Source organism: Flammeovirga sp. AWQ4_249 (assembly GCF_056161045.1).
This window is the reverse complement of the sequence record NZ_JBSWYJ010000020.1, coordinates 48,898-73,080: the sequence shown is the minus strand read 5'-3', so window position 1 is coordinate 73,080 and position 24,183 is coordinate 48,898. Positions and strand designations below refer to the sequence as shown.

Sequence of the window (24,183 nt, the reverse complement as noted above, 5' to 3'; positions counted from 1 at the left end):
AAATTGAATTTGGAAAGTGATATAGGTCTGCTAACTTTATATACTTATTATTAAAATACAACATGGTAGAGTTTTCAACATTCATCTTAGATAATGGTTTAAGGGTATATGTTCATGAAGATCATAATATCGCTTCAGCAGTAGTAAATATAATGTATGATGTAGGATCAAGAGATGAAGATCCAGAAAAGACAGGTTTTGCACATTTATTTGAACATTTAATGTTTGGTGGATCGGTGAATATTCCTTCTTACGATACCCCTCTACAAAAAGTAGGAGGTACTAACAATGCATTTACTTCTCCTGACATCACAAATTATTATGTAACGCTACCTTCTCAGAATTTAGAAACTGCATTTTGGTTAGAATCTGATAGAATGTTAAGTCTGTCATTTGATCCCAAAGTATTAGAGGTTCAGAGAAAAGTTGTGATAGAGGAATATAAGCAAAGATATATTAATCAGCCTTATGGAAATGTTTGGCATTATCTGAGGGAATTAGCTTATAAAGAACATTCTTACAGATGGCCAACTATCGGAAGAGAAATTAAGCATATTGAAGAGGCTACAATGGAAGATGTGAAATCATTTTTCCATAAATATTATGTTCCATCCAATGCTGTGATGGTAGTGGCAGGGAATGTAAAATTAGAAGAAGTCAAAAGATTGGCTAAAAAATGGTTTGAACCTATCCCTTCTGGAACAAAACCGGAAAGAAATATTCCAATCGAACCTATTCAAATAGCACCTAGAAAGAAAATAGTAGAAGAGAAAGTTCCAATTGATATGCTTTATAAAGTATGGCATATGGAAGGAAGGTCTCAACAAGGTTATTATACTTCCGATTTAATCAGTGATTTATTGGGAAGAGGAAAATCTTCGTTACTTTATCAAAAACTGGTAAAAGATAATCCAATATATTCTGGCTTATCAGCTTATATTACTGGATCTTTCGAGCCTGGATTGTTCTGTATTACTGGAAAAGTGTCTGATGGAGTGACTTTGGAGGAAGTAGAAGAAAGTCTAAATACTGTTTTGAATGACTTTAAGCATTCAGATATTGATAATGAAAATCTTGAGAAGGTAAAAAATCAAGCAGAATTTTCGATGACTTATGGAAAGACAGAAATTTTACCAAGGGCAATGTCTATCGCATATGGAGCGATGCTTGGTAACCCTAATTTAATAAATGAAGAAGAAGAAAAACTACGTGGAGTTACAGTCAGTGATGTGAAGTCAAAATTGAAAACATTATTTGATAGTAATAACAGTTCAACATTATACTATAAGGCAAAACGATAATGAAAAAATTATCTATCTATCTAAACTTAATTTTTTTAACTATACTATCGACATCAATCAATGCATTTGCTCAATTGGGTGGAACAGAAACTTATAATTTTTTAAATGTTCCTACGAATGCAAGACAAGTCGGTTTGGGTGGTTTTCTAGTATCTTCTGGTATAGATGATGCTAATGCTATGTTCTATAATTCATCTTTATTGGGAGAAAATTCAGTAGAGAAAGTAATTTTTAATTATTACGACTATAATTCAACATCTGGTCTTACAACATTGGGATATGCCCATAAAGTAGGAAAAGGTATTGTAGGATTTGGAATGGGCTATATGGGATATGGAGATTTTGATGGTTTTGATGAAGTTGGAAACTATACAGGTACATATTCTGCCAATGATTTTTGGCTTCAAGGAAGTTATACTCGTAAACAAGGTGTATTTTCATTTGCTGCTAATATGAAATTTGCAGCCTCTACCATTGAAAGTTATAAATCAAATGCCTTAATGTTTGATATTAATGGCTCATTTATTCACCCAACAAAAGATTTAGTAATCGGATTAGTGATCAAGAATGCAGGTTTTGTAATGAGAGATTATCAGCCAAATGATACATCAGAATTACCTTTTGATACACAATTAGGTATTTCTTTTAAGCCTGAAAAAATGCCTATTCGTTTTTCGGTAACTTATCATCATTTGCACCAATTTGATATTACTTATGTAGATACTTCACTCAAAGGAGAAGAAGACGCTTTTGGTAATCCCTTATATGAAGATCCTAGTTTTGCTGACAAATTGTCACGACACTTTAGCTTTGGCGGTGAATTTGTTTTAGGGAAAGTATTAAACCTTCGCATGGGATATAACGTGATGCGAAGAAAGGAAATGATTACTCAAGGCGTAAAAGGATTAGCTGGTATGTCTTTGGGGATGTCATTGAAAATTAAAAAACATATTGATTTTGGTTACAGTGCCGCTTGGTATCATGTTGCAGGAGCGACGAACAGTTTATCACTTTCAGTTGCTACTTCAGGATGGGATAAAAGAAAGAAAACGGTTATTGAATAAATCAATTGAGAAAAGAATTTTATAAAGATTAAATCTATAACATGTTAGAAAATTCAACATACTTAACCCCAAGAGAGATTGTCGCTGAATTAGATAAGTATATTATTGGTCAGGATGATGCTAAAAAGAACGTTGCTATTGCTTTAAGAAATCGTTGGAGACGTATGAATGTTGCCGGCGATATGCAAAAAGAAATTATGCCTAATAATATCCTAATGATTGGTTCTACAGGTGTTGGTAAAACTGAAATTGCTAGACGATTAGCGAAAGTTGCCAAAGCACCATTTGTAAAAGTAGAGGCATCAAAATTTACAGAAGTAGGATATGTAGGTAGAGATGTTGAAAGTATGGTTAGAGACTTAGTAGAGCAAGCTGTTACTATGATCCGTGACCAGAAAAAAGAATTAGTTGAAGAAAAAACATCACAGGCGGTAGAAGATGTAATTTTAGATGCATTAATTCCACCGATAAAAAGTGCTCCGACAAATAATAATGGAGAATATATTAATTCAGATCACGAATTAAACGAAAAAACAAGAGAGCGTTTTAGAGAAAAACTTCGTGCAGGAGAATTAGAAGATAGAAAAATAGATGTTTCTGTCGATAAAAATGGAGGTAATTTAGGCTTTATAGGAGGTTCTCCAATTGATGAAGGTTCTATGATGAATATTCAAGAAATGATCAATGGAATGATGCCTAAAAAGACAAAGAAAAGAAAAATGTCTATTGGTGAAGCAAGAAAAATTTTAGTGGATCAAGAAAGCTCGAAATTAATTGACATGGATGAGGTAAAAGATGAAGCAATTCGTCTTGCAGAAAACTCTGGTATAATCTTCATCGATGAGATTGATAAAGTAGCAAGTGGTGGAAATAAGAACGGAGCAGATGTTTCTCGACAAGGTGTTCAAAGAGATTTATTACCAATCGTAGAAGGTAGTACAGTCAATACGAAACACGGTATTGTGAAAACAGATCATATGCTGTTTGTAGCAGCAGGTGCTTTTCATGTCGCTAAACCTTCAGATTTAATTCCTGAATTGCAAGGACGTTTTCCAATACGTGTAGAATTACAATCTCTTACGGATAAAGATTTCAAGGTTATCTTACGTCAGCCTAAAAATGCATTAACGAAACAATATGAAGCTTTACTTGCATCTGAAGATGTAAAATTGAGTTTCAATGAAGATGCTTTAGATGAAATTGCAAAATTAGCTTACGAAATTAACATAGAGGTAGAAAATATTGGAGCAAGACGTTTACATACTGTAATGTCTCACTTATTAAATGATTTGTTATTTGATGTTCCTGATGTAATTGGAGCAAATGCACAAATTGTAGTTACCAAAGAAATGGTCAATGAGAGACTTTCTGGTCTTGTGAAAAATAGAGACTTAAGTCAATATATCATCTAAGGTGTTGTCTTAGAATTTTGATATTTTTTATTAAAAAAGGATCCCAACTTCATTTTTTTGAGGTTGGGATTTTTCATTTTATGCTTAAATGTTAAATAAGTTCAAATTTTTATTAGAGTGATGCAAAGGAAATGATCAGAAAATTATGTATTATTATAGAAAGAAATTAACCTTTCTATTCATCTTCGATATTAAGCTATAAAGCATTGCGTAGACTATACTCAAAAACATGACTAAGCACTTATTACTACTCTCCCTATAATAAGATCTAATGCTATCTATCAGAGGTGAAAATAAAAGTAAACTTCTATTCATTTAACCAACCTTAACTAATGAGACTTAAAACAATCTTATGTTTGTTGCTCTCCGTATTATCGATCTCAATTTCACTTGCACAAGAAAGGGTAGTAACGGGTACGATAACCAGTGAAGGCAATCCATTGCCCGGAGTTACAGTGATGATAAAAGGAACATCTAGAGGTGCTGTATCAGATGTAAATGGTAAATATAAATTAGTACTGCAACAAGCAGATAAAATATTAGTTTATAATTTCATAGGCCTAAAATCACAAGAAGTAGAAATTGGCTCACAATCCATTATCAATGTTGTAATGGAAGCTGATACAGAACAACTTGATGAAGTAATTGTAACTGCCAATGCTATTGAAAGAGAAAAAAGAACTTTAGGATATTCTGTTACTTCCGTTAAAGGCGAAGAAGTTGACAGAGTAAAATCTACAAACTTTTTAAACTCACTTTCTGGTAAGGTGCCAGGTGTTCAAATTTCACAAGCTAGTTCAAATCCAGGTGGATCAACAAGAATTGTCATCAGAGGTACCAACTCACTAAGTGGAGGAAATCAACCTTTGATGGTAGTAGATGGTGTACCAGTGAGTAATGCTAATGTATCAACAGGTAGTGGTATTCAAGGTGCTTTTGACGCTGGTAATGGCGCAGGAGAAATTAATCCAGCAGATATCGCTTCTGTAACAGTATTAAAAGGTGCATCAGCAGCAGCTTTGTATGGATCGAGAGCAGCAAATGGTGCAATTATCATTACTACAAAAAGAGGTAAAGCCTCGCAAGGTCCAACCGTAAGCATTAATTCTAGTTTTAGAGCAGAAATGCCTAATAGATTACCCTCTTTTCAAAATGAATATGCACAAGGGTCTTATGGCAAATATGATAAAAGATCTGAAAATGGTTGGGGACCTAGAATAGAAGGACAAATTGTTCCCGCTTATGATTATTCAGCAGATACAGCAGATCTTCCAGAAGATCAATGGCCACTAGAATCATTAACAGCCTATCCTAATAATGTAAAAGATTTTTATCAAACAGGTACATTATTTATAAACTCAGTAGATGTATCAAGTGCGACAGAAAAAGGTGATTACCGTTTAGGATTTACATCAATGAATCAGCAAGGTATTGTTCCTGGAGCAGGATTGGATAGATATACTTTTGCAGTAAATGCTGGACAACAATTGAATAAAGTGATCAAATCAAGAGTAGGTATGAATTATATTCAATCTAAAACTCGAGGTTCTGTATCACAAGGTGGTAACTCTCCAAATGTATTAACGTCAATCATCAATGGAATACCAAGAACCACTTCTCTTGAAAGACTTCAATTAGTAAATGGAGAGCAAGATCCAATAGGTAGATTTTCAAATAGTCCTTATTGGGTAGCTGAAAAAAATGGTAATGATGTAAATCTAAACCGATTCTTTGGTTTTGGAATGTTAGAAGCTGACGCAACAGATTGGTTATCATTCCGAGCTAGAGTGGGTATGGATTACAGAGTTGACAAGAGATTTAGAAAATCTGCTAAAGGTACATTAGGTGCTATTAATGGAGCGTTTACAAATGATGATATTGAAAATACAGAATTGACAACCTCTTTAATGGCTACTATTCAAAAGGAGTTTGGAGAGAAACTGAAGTTAACTGCTATTGTTGGCCATGAATATAATAGCAGAGTTTTTAAAAGAAGTACATTAACTGCTAATGAATTATCAGTAACTGATTTGTATACGCCAGCGAATGCAAAAAATACGACGAGTACGACAGATTTTGTTGAGTCGAGATTATTAGGAGCTTATGGTGATATTTCGTTGACTTACAATAATTATTTGACATTAAACCTTACAATGAGGAACGATTGGTCTTCTACCTTACCAAAGGATAACCGATCTTATTTCTACCCATCAGCTAGTGTATCTTTTGTTTTTTCAGATGCTTTCAAAATTCATAATGATATTTTCTCTTTTGGTAAACTTCGTTTAAGTGCTGCCCAAGTTGGTAATGATACAAATCCATATCAATTAGATTATTACTATTATCCATTGTCAAGTTATTTCGGTCAATATGGTACTACTAATAATTATCCATTTAATGGTCAGACAGCTTATTCGGCAACGAGTACAATTCCACCTCAAAGTTTAGTACCTGAAAGACAAAATTCATGGGAAATTGGAACAGAATTAAGCTTTTTCAATGGTAGAATAGGCGTAGATTTCACTTACTATAATATTGTAACGTCAAATCAAATCTTGGCTGTTCCAACTCCTGAATCTACTGGATACAGAAGTAAAAGAGTAAATGCAGGTGCAGTATCAAATAAAGGTATTGAATTATTGCTTTCATTTATTCCTGTTCAAACGAACTCATTCGAGTGGACTTCTCAAATTAATTTTACAAGAAATAGAAACAAAGTAACTGAGCTAACAGAAGGTCTAGATAAACTTCAAATTGCATCAGGGTTTAATGGTGTTTCTGTTCAAGCTGTACCTGGAGAATCATTACAGTTACAAGGAGTCGGTTTTAAAAGATCAGAAACGGGTGAAATTTTAGTAGACCCTAAAACAGGTTTAAGAATGCAAGGAGATGAAGAAACATTTGGTGAGATACAACCAGAATTCCTTCTAGGCTTCCAAAACAGTTTTACCTACAAAGGTGTGACACTAAACTTTTTGATTGATTGGAATCAAGGTGGAAAAATGATTTCTAGAACTGTTGGAGATCTAAGGTATAATGGACTAGCGGAAGAAACTGCAGTAAATAGAGGGCAAGTGTTTATTGATAAAAATGCCTACATCGAAAATGGAGATGGTTCAGTAAGACCAAATGACATTGCAGTAACTCATCAAGATTATTGGCAAGCTTATTCAACAAGTGGAATTGCAGAAGGTTCTGTCTTTGATAAAACATATGTGAAGCTTAGAGAGATTAGTGTTGCTTATTCTTTACCATCTTCTTTATTGAAAAAATCAGGTTTTATTAAATCAATGGCCGTTGGTTTTGAAGCAAGAAACCTTTGGTTAATCTACAGTAATATTCCTCATATTGACCCAGAAACAAGTTTATTCCAAGCAGCAAGTGATGCTTCAGGAGCTGTAGAGATGGGTAGTTTACCTTCTACAAGAAGTTTTGGTGGTAACCTTAAAATAGTATTCTAGAAAAATGATGAAACAAAAAACATATAGAAGTATACTAACAAGATCAGGGTTAGTTACTTTATTTTTACTATCATTTTCTTGTGATAGTATTTTAGATATTAATGAAGATCCTTTTGCTGCTGGAGATGGTCAAGTGGCCGAGCAGCCTGGATTATTAATGACTACAATCATGACGAATATAAGTTCTGATAGAGTCATGGAAACAAATTTGTTTAATAGATGGTCACAGCATTATGTTGGAGCAGGAGCGTCAGTGTTTTATTCCGCTGATAACTATTCTATACCTGCTTTCCCTCAAACTAATACATGGTCTACTTATTATGTGAATTCATTAAAAAATGCGAGTAGAGGTGAATATTTAGCGAATGAAATTGGAGAAGTCAATACAGCTTCACAATTTAAAATTATGCAGGCCTTTGCCTTCTTTCATTTGACACTAATGTTTGAAGATATTCCGTTTAGTGAAGCATTAAATACTGATATTTTATTTCCAAATGGAGATTCTCAAGAAGTTGTTTTAAAAGGTATTGTTGAAATGCTGGATGAAGCTGTTGAAAATTTTGACTATCAAAATCCTAATAAAGTTGCTGGAGAAGATTTATTATTTCAAGGTGATTTATTGAAATGGACTAAAATGGCCAATTCATTAAAAATTAAAACTTTGATGATAATTGCTGAGAAAGATGAAGAATATGCAAGACCAAGACTTCAAACTGCTTTTTCTCAAGATCATATTGAAGATTTGACAGACCAAGTGAGAATGGATTATTATGATGATCTTAATAATGCAAATCAGTTTTATAAACTTCATTATCAATATGCAGGAGGAGAAAGTTTATTCTTTTATGCAAGTACTCCTTTTATTGATTTATTAAGAGGAACAAATGATCCTAGACTAGAATTATTTTATGATAGACCAGAAGGTATAGTGGATGCCGTTCCACATACAGGTGTTTCTCCAGGAGCAAGTGGTGCATTCACTTCTACTTCTGTATTAAGCTTAAATTTTATAACTGCGACATCACCTGATTATTGGATAACTGTAGCAGAATTAAAGTTTATGAGAGCCGAAGCAATTTTAAGAGGTTGGCTTCCTGGTAATGCTGCTGATGCAAACGAATATTATAGGGAAGGAATAATATTGAATATCATTCATCTAAATTCTCTTCAAGCAGTTCAAGATAATAATGAGGGAGTCACTCAATTTGAATATGATAACTACAATAATTCTCTGCCGGATTTACAGACTTTAGCTCCTAATAATGCATTAGATGCGGTGTATTTACAGGGTTATATTGAAACTTTCCAAAGAGGTATAGACGCATGGACTTATGTTCGAAGAACAAATTATCCAAAAAATATGCCTTTACCTGTAGATGCTGTCTTGGGTGAGCATATTGCAAGGTTACCTTATTCACCAAATGAAATCAGTGCAAATCCTAATATTCCAGAGCAAAAACCTTTAGATGAACCAATGTGGTTTATGACATCTAATTAACCTACTAAGCAAATGAGAACGAAACTTTTAATAGGGCTTATAACTTTTGGAGTTCTCTTTTTTCAAAGTTGTGAGCTTTATGATACCTATAATAACGAAGTAAATGCAGAGTTTATCGGAGAAACCGTAGCATTTACAGTAGCCACACCAATTGGCGAAATTGATTCCATAAAAGAAAATTCTATTCCTCTAAGTTTAGAGGTAAGAATGCCCATGGCAATCGATACTGATCGAGGAATAGAAATCACATATTCTTTTAGTGGAGAAGCAGAATTCGGAACGGACTTTACTGCTAAAGCGATTGAAAGAAATAATGCTAGTTTTTCTGATATAACGGAGAAGTTTGCGACTGCTGCAGGAGGAACTTTTATCATTAAAAATAGAATTACTTCTCAAGATCAAAGTGGAGAAGAAAGCTATACAAATACAAGAAATACTGCAAATATTGAGATTTCTCCATTAGTAGTTTATGGAGTTGATAAGGCAGGGGGAAAGAAACTGAATGTCATTTTAGAATCTGCTAAAAATTTAGATGATGGATCACCTATCACTGTTGGACAAGGTGGAATTAGAGGAGAATACAATATTGTAATCGAAGATATTCATTGTCCAACATCTTTAGATGGTACTTATGCAGCACAAATGTCTACTGAAGAAGGAATTAAAGATGTGGATGATGTCACCTTAAGTGCAGTAGGAGATTTAGGTAATCCGGATGAAATTTGGGGGTTATATGATATCTCTAATATTGCAGGAGATTTTCAGGATATTCCTTTTCAGATTATTGATCAATGTGGAGACTTTTTAGGTCCATCTGATAATTATATTTCACTTCAAGGAGAAACACTTTCAGATGGTAGAATTGCTTTGGAAGTTCTATTTACGGATGGAATTACAACCAAACAGTGGATACTTTATTTAACTAAAAGATAACAGCCATGAGAAAAGAATATTTAAATATCCTATTAGCTGTCTTAGGTTGTCTCCTTTTTAGTAATGGAGTAAATGCTCAAGGTCAGCAACAATTGATAAGTTCACCAGGCCAGAAATGGATAACACCTTCTATTCAGACGGCACCAAAAAAGCTATTTGTTAGATTGAAGGATGTAAGAGATGTATCTTATGCATATATGGAATCTGGACAACCTCAGTTTGTAACTAGTGAAAAGAGACGACTGTACAATTTATTAACTGATGGTAGAATAAAATCTGTTTTGGAACCAATGTCAGTCTTGAAAAATAGTGTATCAGATGTGTTGCAGATTACATTATTTCGTGAGGACGACATGGAAAGTTACAGAAGAGAGTTAAGTAGTGATCCTAATGTATTATATGTTGAAAGTGTTCCATTACCAATTAAGTTTAATGATGTAAATGATCCTCTAGCTGAAGATCAATATCACTTAAACTTAGTGGGAGCAATTGATGCATGGAGTAAAGGAACAGTGAATGCTAATCAAAGAGATGTAGTTGTCGCAATAGTTGATGATGGTGTTTTAATCACTCATGAAGATTTACAAGCAAATATTTTCGTCAATGATGCTGAGATACAAAACAATGGTAGAGATGATGATAGAAATGGCTATATAGATGATTACTCAGGTTGGGATGCTTCAGGGGATGAATATGAAAATGGGGATCCTAATCCAAATCCACCAACAGACCAGGCAAGTCGTTTCAATTTTTCACATGGCACACATTGTGCTGGAATTGCGGGTGCAGTAACTAACAATGGAACAGGAGGTGCATCAGTAGTGAATTCAGGAGTGAAAATTCTAGCTATAAAAGCGACTTCTGATGATACACCAAATGCTAGAGCAATTACACATTCTACCGAAGCATTAATGTATGCTATTGAAATGAATGCTGATATAGTAAGTATGTCTTATGGTAGTTATTATTATTCTGCAACTGTCGCAAGAATGATTAATGAAGCTACAGAAGAGCAAGGAATGTTGTTTGTAGCTGCAGCAGGTAATGATAATGTTAATTTACCAAGCTATCCTGCAGGTTATGATAATGTAATTGCAGTTGCCAATACTACAAGCAATGATGTGAAATCGCCTTCTTCTCAATATGGTGCATGGATTGATGTTTCTGCTCCAGGTACAGACATTATTAGTACTGTAGCGGCCGATAATGGTAACCCTTCTGGTGATTATGCACCTTATACAGGTACATCAATGTCTTGTCCAATGGTAGCAGGTGCCGCAGCGTTTCTTAAAACACAAAACCTATCATTAACACCGGATCAACTAACGGCTGTGTTGTTAGGAACTGCAACGGATATTAACCCTAGGAACCCTAATTATCAAAATGCATTAGGTTCTGGTAGAATTAATATGAGTGCTGCAATGGATGCTTTACAATCTAATCGTCCTTTAGCTGCGTTTAATATTTTATCAGATAATGGAATAGTGGGGCAGGCGTTAGAATTTGAAAATCTATCTTTTGGAAATAACCTTACATATTTTTGGACTTTCGGGGATGAAACAACATCAACTGAAGAGAATCCATCTCATACATACGATTCTTTAACAGTATTAGGTTCTTATGTAATCACTTTGACTGTTACAGATGATGAAGGAAGACAAAATACTTTTAGAAGGGGTATACGTATGACTGAAGGACCACCTGAAGGTCCAACAGAAATGCTACCTTTCTCAACCGATTTTCAGTTAGATACTGGAGGATTTGTTACAGAAACTATATTCTTGGATGGAGGAGATGGTAATGATGTTTGGGAATGGGGTAGAGCACTAGGAGATGATTTAGATAGTGGAGATTCATTAGTATGGGCGACAACTTTAGCAGGTGGTGTTCCTCTAAGATCATTTGCAGCTATTCTTTATACACCAACTTTTGATTTAACTGAAGAAGGAAAAGAATATAAGATTAACTTCTTGAAAAGTATGCATATAACGTATTGTAATGCTCCTGCCGCTGCTCAAATGCAATATACAACTGATAATGGAGCATCATGGCGACTATTAGGAGAAGCTTATGATGGATTAGGTATAGGTTGGTACAATAAAACACCTGATGATGGATGTGCAATTCATCCTATTATTTTTCAAAATCAAACAGGTTGGTTAGGTAACTTTGATAGAGATTCTACATCATATAATGTCTCTTTCTTAACGGGAAATATGGTAAGGTTTAGATTTATCTACCGAATGGAATCAGCCTTTATGATAGAAGATACAGACGATGGTTTTATGATACATGATTTTAATGTAACAAAACAAGATCCTACCGGAGAGTTTACAAAACCATCCGATATTGCTTATGTAAATAGACCAATTGACTTTATTTATAATTCAGGAGGAGCCTCTAGTTATTTATGGGATTTTGGTGATGGAACTACTTCTACTGATGAAAATCCAACACATACTTATGAAACCGCAGGTAGATTTATTGTAGAATTAGAAGTAGATAATAACCCTGCTTCAGCTTATCAAGATACGATGGGAATTTTAGGAATAAAGGAAACACCATTCTTACCTTCAGACGGAGGTGATTTAGAATCTGATGAATTATTATTTTATTCTTTAAATCTTGCTGGGACATCATTAGAAAAAGGAAATTCAACAGTTCCTGGAAAATCAGGAACTACAAGTGGCGATAATGCTTATGTTTTGGGGCCAGATACTTCAGCATATGAAATTCCAACAGGTTTCTATTTTTATACGTCAGTTTTTGACTTGCCTGGAGATCAAGATTTAAATGATTCAACCCAACAGTTTGCTTTCCAATTAAAAATGGATGTTGCAAATCAAATCGATGGTATGAATGTAGAATATACTGATGATTATGGCCAAAGTTGGTTCCCTCTAGGTTTTTTCAAAGACCCTGCATGGACTAATGAGTGGTCAAGTGAATATTATTGGGGAGGAGAAGGATTTCCTATTATGACTGGTTCCACAAATGATGCATGGGAGAAAAAGTATATCCCATTGGCAGGGTTTGAAGGACAAAAAATAGCCTTTAGATTTTTCTTTGTTGGAGCAACTTTAGATTCAAGTGGTGGAGCAGGATTAGCAATGGATGATTTTGAAGTTGTTGATTATGAGCCAACAGTTACTAATTTAAGTTACAGAGTAGATAAGACTACAGTAGGTTTAAATGAGACTGTCACTTTTACTAATGATTCTGATACTGATGAGGCTTTAATAGGATGGGCATTTTTTGATGATCCAACCGAAGACCCTCTTATAGTTTATGGTGCGGGTCCACATGAAGTAGAATATACAACAGAAGGAAGTAAAGACCTTGTAATGTTCGTTATAGGAACAAACCAACAACAAGAATTTATTAATGTAGTCAATGTTTCGACTTCATCAAATTCAACAGTTACTTCTCTTGAAGATGAGTTGTTTGAAAGAGCACCAATATTATATCCTAACCCAGGTAATGGACATACTTTAAATATCTTATCGCAACAAATAATTGATGAACTATCCGTCTATAAAACTTCAGGAGAAGCTATAAATATCAATTCTCAGCCTGTAAATGGACAGTTAGATATTTCTCAATTACCGAAAGGAGTATATGTTCTTAAGCTGAAAAGGCGAGATGGACAAATATTCCATAAGAAGTTTATAAAACAGTAAAAATAAAGAGAGCATGCCTAAAAACATGCTCTTTTTTTATGAGTTTCTAAATTGAGTAGGAGTTTTCTCCGTATTCCTTTTAAAGTATTTATTAAAGTGAGAAGTATCTTTGAAATCTAATCTAAAAGCGACTTCACTAATCGGCATACTAGTATATAGTAGTAATCTTTTTGCCTCTTTGATGATATATTCTCCAATAAATTTTGAAGCAGACATACCGGTAGCTTGTCTACAAATTGTATTTAGATTTTGAGGAGTTGTATTTAACTTTTCAGCATAACTGTTAACACTATTGTGAATAACTTCTTCATTTTCTAACAATCCCTTAAAATCAATAAATATTGTTGGTAAGTTAGTTTTGACACTACTCTCAATTGGGGAAATTGTTGTCAAAGTTTTCGCAAAAAGTGCTTTTAATAAACCTTCTACAATAATTTGTTGATAACTACTAGAGTTATTCACTTCTTCAACCAACAATTCAAAAATTCTATTTATTTTTTCAAACTCTTTTACATCTACACAAACTTGATTACTCAGTTGAGCAATAAGTTTTTCAAGTTCTTTATCATATGAATCTTCAAGAAAATCTTTCTTTATAATGATAACAAAGCCTTTAGGAGCGGTTGTGATATCCCAACAATGTAATTGATCTTTTCTCATAAAGAACATTGTGGGCGGTTTTATTTCAAATGTATCATTATCTATAATATGGGTTCCACTTCCTTTATATAAATAGATAATCTCAAAATATTTATGATGTTTGTGTGGTTTAGTTTTGCGAATACTTTCTTTAAAAGGCTCTATTTTTATGCTTTTATTGCTTTTTAATTTGTCCTTGATTTCAATTTCCATTTCAGCTTATTCGGTAGGGTAATAAAAAAAGCGAAGAAAATTTCTTTTCCTCGCCTCTAAAGATAAATTAATTTCTATAAAATACCATCTGTAGCTTCGGTCGGTTGTATATATTCTTCTTCTACTAAAGAATCTACTTCAACACCATATTCTCCAAAGTTCTCTACATCGTATTTACTGCAATCCAATTCAATACCAATAGGTTTGGAAGGTTCAGGGAATAATGCTCTTTTATAACCTAGGTCTTTACATAAAGCTTTGTCTTTGTAGACATCTTCCATAAAGTAAGCAAAAGCAGGAAGAGCTTGTCTTGCACCTTGACCATATTTGATTGTTCTAAAGTGAATACTTCTATCTTCACCTCCACACCAAACACCAGTTACAAGATCATTTGTGAAGCCCATAAACCATGCGTCAGAGAAATTAGCTGTAGTACCTGTTTTACCTCCAACGTGATATGCCTCTCCGGTCTTTTGATCTCTTTTGAAATTATAACGATTAAGTCTTAATGCTGTACCACCTGCTTCTTCAGAAGTACCTCTTAACATATACGTCATTAACCAGGCAGTTTTTTCATTCAATGCTTCTCTTTTCTTAGGAATAAACTCTTTTAGAACTCTTCCATTTTTGTCAACAATTTTTGTGATGAAAAGAGGTTCTGTCCAAACACCTTTATTAATAAAAGTAGAATATGCAGTCACCATTTCATAAACTGAAACATCTTCTGTACCCAAACATAAAGAAGGGACAGCTAAGATTCGTTTTTTATTGTATCCTGTAATTCCATTTTTTCTTTCTTCATCTGTAACCATATAATCAAACATCTGATCACGTATATATCTAAAACCAAATTTATCAGCAGAATATTCCGCTAATTCTTTTGCAGTTAATTCTTTTACAAGGTATGCAGCAGCAGTATTTATTGATCTAGACATCGCTTGTCTTAGAGTAAATGTCTGACCAGAATATCTATCTGCATTTTTAGGAGTCCAAGGTTTATCAGCAACAGCTTCTTCAGCTGTAAATGTAATTGGAACATCTGTGATAGGAGAACAAGGTTGGAATCTATCTTCTAAAGCTCTTGAATATAAGAAAGGCTTGAAAGTAGATCCAGGTTGTCTATAACCTAATCTTACGTGATCATATTTGAAGTATTTGTAATTAATACCACCAACCCAAGCTTTAATTTCTCCTGTTTTAGGCTCCATTGACATCATACCAATTTGTAAGAACATCTTATAATACTTCAATGAATCATAAGAGCTCATTACAGTGTCAATCTCATAATTAGGGCTATTCCATGAGAAAACTCTCATTTTCTTTTTCACTTTTAATTGTTTGTCAATTGCCAGTGAATCATTTCCGATTTGTTTTCTTAAGGTTCTGTAAACTTCAGTTCTTCGAATTGAGTTGGCTAAGAAATTAGGAATAACGTCCCCTTCTCTGTCTCTCCAAGGTTCACCTTGACCTTTCCAGTGATCACTGAATAGAGATTGTTGCTCACGCATATGTTTTTCAACAGCTGCTTCAGCATATTTTTGAACTCTAGAATCGATTGTTGTATAAATCTTTAAACCATCTGCATAAAGATCTAAACCATTTTCTCTACAGAACTTCAATAAATTCTTCTTTACTTCAGCTCTAAAATAAGGAGCTATACCTTTATTATGATTTTCAACATTATAATTAAGGTTAAGTCCTTCTGCCATTAGTTTTTCTTCCTCAGTCTTTGAAATGTAACCGTATTTCTCCATTTGAGAAATCACTTTATTTCTAACATAAATAGCTCTATCAGGATGATATCTTGGGCTATAGTAGGAAGGAGCCTGAAGAATACCGACTAAGACGGCAGCTTCTGGAATACTCAATTGATCTGGATCTACACCGAAGAAAGTTTGTGATGCTACGTGAATACCAAAGGCATTTGAACCAAAATCAACCGTATTTAAATACATTGTAATGATTTCTTTCTTCGTATAAGAAGTTTCAAGTTCAACAGCAACAATCCATTCTTTGAATTTATTAATCACTAGATTTAATCCTCTTACATCAGATAATTTACCTTTTAAATTTTCTTCATTACGAATTTTAAAAAGGTTTTTGGCCAACTGTTGTGTAATTGTAGAAGAACCTCTTTTTTGTCCACCTAATACTACATATTTAAATAAATAATACGGTACAGCAAGTGTTGCTTTAAAGTCAATACCAGAGTGATCCCTAAAACGAACATCTTCTGAAGCTAATAAAGCATTTAGAAGATTCGGGGAAAGATCTTCGTATTCAGACTTTGTTCTATTTTTTCTGAAATATTTACCTAATAGTTGACCATCTGCAGAATAAAGTTCTGAAGCTAATTCACTTCTAGGGTTTTCTAAAATACTCGGATCAGGAAGCTCACCATATAAGTTAAACCAGTTGTTAGAAAGGGAAAATCCAATTAGAACTATACTGATGACTCCGATGATAAAAAGTATCCAGAGTGTTTTAATAGCTTTTAAATACATAAGTTTTTATTAATCAGTGCTTAAGCTAATTTTCGTTAAGTTTTAGTAACTTCAAAGAGCAATTTAGTGATTCTATCTTAAAATTGAAGAAGCTACGACCTAAGAAAATTATTATTCTTCAATAGTTATATCAAAGTCGTGATAGCGACCAGGAATATATCCATTCTCAAGACGCCTTTCTGTGATTTGTTCCAACATACCATTTGCTATGTCATTAAATTCACTATCAGGATATCTTTTTTGGAAGTTTAAAATTGCATCTTTAAATATTTTGTAGTACTTCGTTGTTCTTCCAACTAATAATACTCTAAGGAAACGTCCCTGTATTTCATAAGATGAATTAGGAAAGTCATTTAATAATTCATTTAACTTTTTATCTGAGGCATTATAATCACCTTTCATATATAATGCATAGGCATCGGAATATAAACCTCTAATATAGTTTTCTCTTTCGTTTGTCTCTTTTACATAATTAGGGTTTACCAAGATTTTTGAATAAAGACAATCAGGGTAATTTGTTATTAGGAATTGCTTTGAAGCTTCCTCATCACATCCATCATAGTCTTGACAGATGACATATACTAAATATGCTACTTCATATGCATTTTCATCCTCAGGATAATCTTTTAAGAAACGATTAAAGTTAGATAGAGCATTCTCAGGAATCTTAATTTGATACATATATACTTTACCTAGTTCAAAAAGAGCATCAGCCAATTTTTTATGCACTTCAGCTAGTTGTTCTTCACTTGTAGGTATTTCCTGTTTTCTTTCATCAAATGATTTTACACTTGCAAAAAGGTCTTTATTTACAGCCTCCTCTTCATTTCCTTTTTGTTTCTTGTTTCTATTTGAAGGTTGATTGGATACATTATTTTGATTTGGACTTGTAGGGTTAGAGAAATCTAATTTACTAGATCTTCTCCAATTGTCTTCTAGCGGTCTAGAGCCCCAAACTCTTAAAAACTGAGATTTACCTTGAGTAATTGCAGTTGTATTATAGAAATAAAATTCTTTTGATTCTTTTGCACTAAATGAACTTGATTCACTGACCTCAGGTTTTTGTCGCCTTTTTTCGTTCTCTAATGCATATTGTTGTTTTAGAATTAAAGCCTCTTTTTCCTGTTCAATTTCATTATCTATAAACTCATTTTGTTCTTCATCAGACATCTTTGATAATTTAAGAAGACGTTCTTGTTCTTGAACAATAGAAGTATAATTAGCAAGGTCTTGGAGGTTTTTTGCTTTTTCTTTTATTTCCTCAAATCCATAAACACTTTCATCAAAATTTTGAACAGCACTGTCATAATAGGCAGCTGCTGAAATGTAATCTTTTTTGACATCATAATAAATATCACCTGCATCAAGATAAGAGTGTCCTTTTTGAATCTTATTTGTTGTACTTACTTGAACAGATTCATTAAGTTCATGTAAAGCTTGATCATAATCAGGGTTTCTAATTTGAAATTGGGCCATTTCATAATAGATTTTATCTCTATTGTCCCAATTGTTGTGATCTTTTAATTTTTTAGAAAAGTACTTACTGATTTTAGCCATTTGCTTTTCGTCATTAAAGTCGACAGGTTGCATCGAATAAGCACTAATGTTAGATTGAAATTCTAATTCATTGCTTTTTGCTAATTTTTCAGACTTACTATACGCTTTATAAGCATCATCTATTTGTCCTCTAGATTCAAGCATTTGCCCGAGAATAAAATAATACCTTGCTCTTTTATGTCTATTTTCTTCAAGGTCAACAGCAAAACGAAGATGTTGAATTGATTGCCCAAAATCCATTTTATTTCTATAGTAGTGCGCAAAATTCAAGTGATAATTTTTAGTGTTTTCTTTGCTAAAAGGAGCTACCTCTTGTTTGATTACATCTTTAACTAAAACAATATTTCCATCTTCCTCCTTCTCAATAAACATTCTTAATAATCCATTTAATGCAGCATGTCTACTATCATTATCTGTAGTCTTAGCATTAATGAATTTAAAAGTCGTTAGAGCATTTTCATAATCTTCTTCATAAAGACGAACCCATGCAACTAATAAGTAGCATTCATCAATCCAATCACTAGTTTGATGAAATTTAATAGGACGAGAAGCCTTCGTAATGATATAATCCAATTTATCTTTATGAGATAATGTTTTATTGGAATCAATAGGTATTAAAATTGATAATACATCATTGTAATCATCTACATGTTCATTAAAATAATCTCTTTCAAATTCATCCATACCTTCTTTTGCTAAGAAGTAGGAATTGTAATGAGTGGCAGTATTATGATAAAAATGACAGCCGGAGATCAGTATTAAAGAAAATAATAGAAAAGATTTGAAAAAATACTTATATATGAAGTTTGAAAAAGTTTGCATCATTTTCAACAAGAATTACTCTTAAAAGAATTTAATTAGTAGCTAATTTACAGTTTTTCTTGACCAAAAAGTTATATTAATTCAATACTTCTGTCAAAAATATCAAGAAAATCCACTTTTATTCTATTTTTGTAAAGAAATACCTTCTTAAAGAAAGAAGAAAAATACATGAAAAGACAAGGGAAAACGTTATCTGAATGGCTAACTACAAGATTTGTACTTGTGGTTAGAGATGAAGAAACATTTGCTGAAAGAGCAGCATATAGATTATCATACGTAAAAATACTATTACTAACAGGTATAGTTTTTACCATACTCGGTGGTTTAAGCTTTGTACTTGCGACAACATTATTGTCTAAGATTTTTGATCCAAGAGTTGCATACCGTGAAACAGATCGAAAACTTATCGAAATGGAACGCCTTGTAGATTCTTTAGAAATAGCATCTGAGGATAAAGATGTTTATATGGCTTCAATTAGAGCAATTCTAGATGGAGAGGTTAAAGATGCAGAAGATATTAAAGCTAAAATTGTAAATACTGAGGAAGTTAAAGAAAACGTAGTAGACTTAAAGGAAGTAGATCCTGTGGATTCTATGTTTAGAAGTGAATTTGAAGGTCTAGAAATTAAATCAGCTCCAGTAAATAGCGTCAGTTCAGGTGTTGAAGATTTATTTTTCTTTCCTCCAGTTTCTAATGGTGTATTATCAAAAACATTCGATATCCGAAATGGACACTATGGAGTGGATGTTTTAGCAAAAAGAAATGAAGGAATTAAAGCTATTGCAGAAGGAACTGTTATTTTATCCTCTTGGACTCAAGATTCAGGATATGTTATCGGAATTCAACATAAAGGTCAGATTCTATCTTTTTATAAACACAATTCTGTTTTACTAAAAAAAGTAGGAGAAACTGTTAGAACAGGTGATATTATTGCTATTATCGGTAATAGTGGAGAAATGACAGATGGTCAACATTTACATTTCGAATTGTGGTTCAATGGTAATCCAGTAGATCCAGTTGACTTTATTCCATTTGAATAGAAATACTTATCTTTAGGTGGAATAAGTAGATTTCTATGGATGTTATTGCACTTTTTTTGGATGTATTTTATATCAAGTTGACTTCTTGAATAGAAATCATCCATTTTGTAGGAGAATACTACTTTAACGATTATAAATATTAAAAAATATGGGTTTGTTCAAAAACAACGAAGAAAGAGTTGCTCCAACACAGCAACCAACTAATGCCGCAAATAATACAATTGGACATGGAACTACATTAAAAGGAGATGTAGAAACACATGGTATTTTAAGAATGGATGGTAAAATCATCGGTAATTTACATTGTCACTCTAAATTGTTTTTAGGGAAAGATGGTGTAGTAGAAGGTGACATCTTCTCTCAAAATGCAGAGATTGAAGGAGAGATTCATGGTAAGATCGAAGTATCAGACAATTTAGTTTTAAGAGCTTCTGCTGTTGTGCATGGAGATATCATTACTAAAAAATTGACAATTGATCCAGGAGCTGTATTCAATGGACAGTGCCACATGGGTGAATCTTCAAGACCATTATTAGAAACATCAGCTCCAGAAGTTGAAACTTCTATTGAAGAAGAAAATGGAACAGAAGAATAAAATTTCGAAAGCAAAGAAAGCAACTGAAAAATATTCGACTTTTTTAAAATACTCTTCTATAAGTACTGAAATGATCGTGACTTTATTGGTCTGTGCTTATGGTGGGAGATATTTAGATGATATAGTAGAAACCAATGGTCCGTATTTCACCATTGGTTTTCTTTTATTCGGAGTTTTCACTTCTTTGATGATTTTAATCAATGGATTGAAGAAAATATCTAATAAAAAAGGAGAAATAATGAAAAAAAAAGGTAAACAAGACAATTTTTCTAAAAAATGAGTACCTGCTTCTTTGTGTTTAAAAGGTATTACCTTATGTTTGCAATCGATTCAACTGATTGAGTTGGAATTTTAATATGCAACTAAGTTTACGAACACGTTTTTACTTTGGAATGTTAGTGATGTCGACGATTTTTTTACTGTCGATATTGGGAGCTTCTCAGAGTGGGTTCAATGTTGGTCGTTATATATATATTGAATTAGGTTTCAATTTATTGTTAGCGATAATGTCATATGAAGTAACTTGTTTAGGAGCTAGCACCGACAATGGTGAGATTTTCTACGGTTTTTATATGGCTACAGTCTTGATAAGGATTTTACTAACATTAACCATCTTTATCTTGTACTTTATTTTGATGGATGCAGATAAACATGAGAAATTAGTTTTCATATTAAGTTATTTCTTTTTTTATTTTGCATATACTATCCTTGAGGTAAAGCACCTCATGTCTAAGTTACAGGGTAAACAAGGTAGTGAGTGATTTTATAATAATGAAAAGTACTTATTTTTCTATTTACAGCCGCTTTGCAGCATTAGCGTTGCTTTTTACAGCACTATTACAAACTTCCACATCATATGCAAGTGATGGACATGGAGAGACTCCAACAGGAGCTCATGTGAAGGAGTATAACCCGGTAGAGACAATTCTTCACCACGTGAAGGATGAGCATTATTGGACGATTTATTCAACAACAGACGATCAAGGTCATGAACACCATTATGGTATCAACCTTCCAGTCATCTTATATGTTGAAGGAAAAGGATTTGAATTTTTCTCGGCAAGTGAGTTTTTACATCACGAACCTGTGAAAGGTCAATATGGTAGCTATGTAAATCATCATGAGCATATTGCTTCAACTGATGAAAATGTACATGTTTATGACTTTTCATTAACAAAAAACGCAGCATCAACTGGTATCTCAGTAATACTATTAATTTTAGTATTTAGTGCGATATCTAAAGGATATAAGAAGAATGCAGGAAAAGCACCTTCAGGAGTACAATCTTTCTTTGAACCACTTATAGTTTATATGAGAGATGAAGTGATTAAGCCTAACTTAGGTCACAATACTGATAAGTTTCTTCCTTATTTATTGACATTATTCTTTTTTGTATTAATCAATAACTTAATGGGCTTACTTCCAGGTGGAGCAAACTCTTCAGGAAATATCTCATTTACAATGTTGATGGCAGCTTTTACACTAATTGTAACTAACTTTAGTGGTAATAAGCAATATTGGGGTCATATCTTTGCCACTCCTGGTGTACCATGGTGGTTGTCTCCAATTATGATTCCAGTAGAAATCATTGGTATCTTTACTAAACCAATAGCCCTAATGCTTCGTTTGTTTGCCAATATCACAGGTGGTCACATCGTATTATTGTCATTCATGTCATTAGTGTTTATCCTTGAAGCAGCTTGGGTTGGAGGAGTAGCCTCTTTCATTATTATCCCACTTTATTTCATGGAGATCTTTGTAGCTTTCTTACAAGCTTATATCTTTACAATGCTTTCAGCGTTGTTTATTGGTGCAGCAGTAGCTGACCATCACTAGAATCTTGTCTTACACATTTGTATTTGAGTTATTTAACTTAATGAATGTGGATAAGTGAATATAATGAATGATCTTCGCGCAAGCGAAAGCTTCATATACGTTTCTTTTTTTAAAACTATTTAAACAAAATTCAAAATGTCATTACTTTCGATTTTACTAGAAGTAAGTGGTAGCGTAGGTCAATTAGGTGCAGCAATCGGTGCAGGTCTAGCAGTATTTGGTGCTGGTCTTGGTATCGGTAAAATTGGTGGTAACGCTGTTGAGGCGATGGCACGTCAGCCAGAGATCGCAGGTAACCTTCAAACTGCAATGATTATCGCAGCAGCCTTGATTGAAGGTGTTGCTCTATTCGCAGTAGTAGTTTGTCTATTGATCGGTTTAGGTTAATCCCTAATCACAAGCAAAAGAAACATTTTGTTTGGATATCCGTCGCTTAAGGGGTTTGCCCGGCGATGGGTATCTTTTAACAAAGAAACGTCAAAGCTCACACGCAAAATATAAACGAAAATGGATATCATAACTCCTGGTATAGGCCTTATATTTTGGAACACTTTATTTTTCTTGGTAGTGTTCTTAATCATTGGAAAGGGAATCGTTCCTGCAATTTCTAAGGCACTAAAAGAGAGAGAAGAGTCAATTGATAATGCTCTTAAAAGTGCAGAGCAAGCGAAAGCTGATATTGCACAACTTAAAGCAGACAACGAGAAGATGAAAGAAGCTGCTCGTGCTGAAAGAGAACAAATCATTAGCGAAGCAAAAGTGAAAGCAGATGCAATGGTAACTGAAGCTACTGATAACGCAAAAGCTGAAGCAAAAAGAATTATTGAAGAAGCTAGAGCGTCGATTGAAGCTGAAAAGAGAGATGCTTTATCAGAAATCAAAGGTGTTGTAGCTGAACTTTCATTAGACATCGCAGAGAAAGTTGTTCGTAAGCAACTTGCTGATGATGCAGCTCAACAAGAACTTGTAAAAGAGTTAGTTGCTGAAGCTAAGATCTAAGTTAAACAGGAATCAAACAAAGAGTGCTCTCTTTGTAGTATATAAATCATAACCATGAGTGCAGAATCTAGAGTAGCATCTCGATATGCAAAAGCTTTTGTATCGGTTGCATTAAACGGACAAGATCAAGCAAAACTATATGATGACGCTAAATTAGTAGCGACAACTATTGCTGATAGTAGAGAATTGGCGTTAGCCCTTCAAAGTCCTATTATCAAATCCGATAAAAAAGCAGCAATTCTGAAAGAAATTTTTTCAGCTAAAGTAAGCGATCTAACAAACAAGTTATTTGACTTGGTGGTAGACAAAAACAGAACAGACGCCTTAAAAGAGATCATGGAATCGATTTTAAGTGAGTTTGATGTTGTAAAAAATATTCAAAGAGCTACTGTGGTTACTTCTTCACCTTTAGCAGCTGATACAAAAGCTGTTTTAGTAGATAAAGTAGCTAAATCTACAGGTAGAACTGTAGAGTTAGAAGAGAAAGTAGACCCAAGTCTCATTGGTGGTTACATTCTAACTGTGGGAGACAGACAATTAGATTGTTCTGTAAAAACACAGTTACAACAATTAAAGGTTGCTTTTCAGTAAACCTTTGTACGAAGTATCCTTTGTATAATTAGGATGC

18 protein-coding genes are annotated in these 24,183 nt (G+C 33.5%); 15 read left to right on the top strand and 3 right to left on the bottom strand.

The genetic code is table 11. The features are described 5' to 3' along the window. Positions 1-62 precede the first annotated feature (62 nt). The 7 genes from ACXAHM_RS15350 (at position 63) to ACXAHM_RS15320 (ending at position 13,349) form a co-directional block, all read left to right on the top strand. Positions 63-1,301 carry a M16 family metallopeptidase gene (locus ACXAHM_RS15350; protein ID WP_474961338.1) on the top strand — a complete coding sequence of 413 codons (1,239 nt, stop codon included), beginning with the start codon at positions 63-65 and terminating at the stop codon, positions 1,299-1,301. Next, complete coding sequence (gene porQ, locus ACXAHM_RS15345; RefSeq protein ID WP_474961337.1) at positions 1,301-2,365, top strand: type IX secretion system protein PorQ; 1,065 nt, start codon at positions 1,301-1,303, stop codon at positions 2,363-2,365. The genes ACXAHM_RS15350 and porQ overlap by 1 nt, the downstream gene beginning before the upstream one ends. A 41-nt stretch (positions 2,366-2,406) precedes the next feature. Further along, on the top strand, positions 2,407-3,777 hold the full coding sequence (hslU, locus tag ACXAHM_RS15340) for an ATP-dependent protease ATPase subunit HslU (RefSeq protein ID WP_474961336.1): 1,371 nt from the start codon (positions 2,407-2,409) through the stop codon (positions 3,775-3,777). A gap of 332 nt (positions 3,778-4,109) precedes the next feature. Then, positions 4,110-7,238 (top strand): SusC/RagA family TonB-linked outer membrane protein, encoded by a 3,129-nt coding sequence (locus tag ACXAHM_RS15335; protein ID WP_474961335.1) that lies wholly within the window; start codon positions 4,110-4,112, stop codon positions 7,236-7,238. Between the two features lie 4 nt (positions 7,239-7,242). Next, positions 7,243-8,736 carry a SusD/RagB family nutrient-binding outer membrane lipoprotein gene (locus ACXAHM_RS15330; protein ID WP_474961334.1) on the top strand — a complete coding sequence of 498 codons (1,494 nt, stop codon included), beginning with the start codon at positions 7,243-7,245 and terminating at the stop codon, positions 8,734-8,736. Positions 8,737-8,748: 12 nt separating this feature from the next. After that, entirely contained in the window at positions 8,749-9,669 is a 921-nt protein-coding gene (locus tag ACXAHM_RS15325) for a hypothetical protein (RefSeq protein ID WP_474961333.1), read from the top strand. A gap of 5 nt (positions 9,670-9,674) precedes the next feature. Further along, positions 9,675-13,349, top strand: coding sequence for a S8 family serine peptidase (locus ACXAHM_RS15320; protein WP_474961332.1), 3,675 nt, complete (start codon positions 9,675-9,677; stop codon positions 13,347-13,349). A 36-nt stretch (positions 13,350-13,385) separates the two neighbouring features. Here the strand turns inward: ACXAHM_RS15320 and ACXAHM_RS15315 are convergent, their stop codons facing one another. The 3 genes from ACXAHM_RS15315 to porW form a co-directional block, all read right to left on the bottom strand. Next, positions 13,386-14,201, bottom strand: a complete 816-nt coding sequence (locus ACXAHM_RS15315; RefSeq protein WP_474961331.1) for an AraC family transcriptional regulator — start codon at positions 14,199-14,201, stop codon at positions 13,386-13,388. Positions 14,202-14,275: 74 nt separating this feature from the next. Further along, on the bottom strand, positions 14,276-16,705 hold the full coding sequence (locus ACXAHM_RS15310) for a transglycosylase domain-containing protein (RefSeq protein ID WP_474961330.1): 2,430 nt from the start codon (positions 16,703-16,705) through the stop codon (positions 14,276-14,278). A 111-nt stretch (positions 16,706-16,816) separates the two neighbouring features. Beyond that, on the bottom strand, positions 16,817-19,084 hold the full coding sequence (gene porW / locus ACXAHM_RS15305) for a type IX secretion system periplasmic lipoprotein PorW/SprE (RefSeq protein ID WP_474961399.1): 2,268 nt from the start codon (positions 19,082-19,084) through the stop codon (positions 16,817-16,819). A gap of 168 nt (positions 19,085-19,252) precedes the next feature. On the opposite strand from porW, the gene ACXAHM_RS15300 reads away from it, so the two are divergent. The 8 genes from ACXAHM_RS15300 to atpH all read left to right on the top strand — a co-directional run bounded on the left by ACXAHM_RS15300 (position 19,253) and on the right by atpH (position 24,146). Then, positions 19,253-20,125, top strand: coding sequence for a peptidoglycan DD-metalloendopeptidase family protein (locus ACXAHM_RS15300; RefSeq protein ID WP_474961329.1), 873 nt, complete (start codon positions 19,253-19,255; stop codon positions 20,123-20,125). A 148-nt stretch (positions 20,126-20,273) separates the two neighbouring features. Beyond that, on the top strand, positions 20,274-20,720 hold the full coding sequence (locus ACXAHM_RS15295; protein ID WP_474961328.1) for a bactofilin family protein: 447 nt from the start codon (positions 20,274-20,276) through the stop codon (positions 20,718-20,720). After that, positions 20,704-21,000: an AtpZ/AtpI family protein gene (locus ACXAHM_RS15290; protein WP_474961327.1), complete on the top strand. Its 297-nt coding sequence runs from the start codon at positions 20,704-20,706 to the stop codon at positions 20,998-21,000. The genes ACXAHM_RS15295 and ACXAHM_RS15290 overlap by 17 nt, the downstream gene beginning before the upstream one ends. 76 nt (positions 21,001-21,076) lie before the next feature. After that, the gene (locus ACXAHM_RS15285; RefSeq protein WP_474961326.1) at positions 21,077-21,481 is read left to right on the top strand and encodes a hypothetical protein; all 405 of its coding nucleotides are present in this window, start codon (positions 21,077-21,079) and stop codon (positions 21,479-21,481) included. Positions 21,482-21,491: 10 nt separating this feature from the next. Further along, the gene (gene atpB, locus ACXAHM_RS15280; protein WP_474961325.1) at positions 21,492-22,556 is read left to right on the top strand and encodes a F0F1 ATP synthase subunit A; all 1,065 of its coding nucleotides are present in this window, start codon (positions 21,492-21,494) and stop codon (positions 22,554-22,556) included. A 135-nt stretch (positions 22,557-22,691) separates the two neighbouring features. Continuing rightward, positions 22,692-22,943 (top strand): ATP synthase F0 subunit C, encoded by a 252-nt coding sequence (gene atpE / locus ACXAHM_RS15275; protein ID WP_044203144.1) that lies wholly within the window; start codon positions 22,692-22,694, stop codon positions 22,941-22,943. Positions 22,944-23,063: 120 nt separating this feature from the next. Then, positions 23,064-23,555: a F0F1 ATP synthase subunit B gene (gene atpF, locus ACXAHM_RS15270; protein ID WP_474961324.1), complete on the top strand. Its 492-nt coding sequence runs from the start codon at positions 23,064-23,066 to the stop codon at positions 23,553-23,555. 54 nt (positions 23,556-23,609) lie between these two features. Beyond that, on the top strand, positions 23,610-24,146 hold the full coding sequence (atpH, locus tag ACXAHM_RS15265; protein WP_474961323.1) for an ATP synthase F1 subunit delta: 537 nt from the start codon (positions 23,610-23,612) through the stop codon (positions 24,144-24,146). The last annotated feature ends 37 nt before the right edge of the window (positions 24,147-24,183 follow it).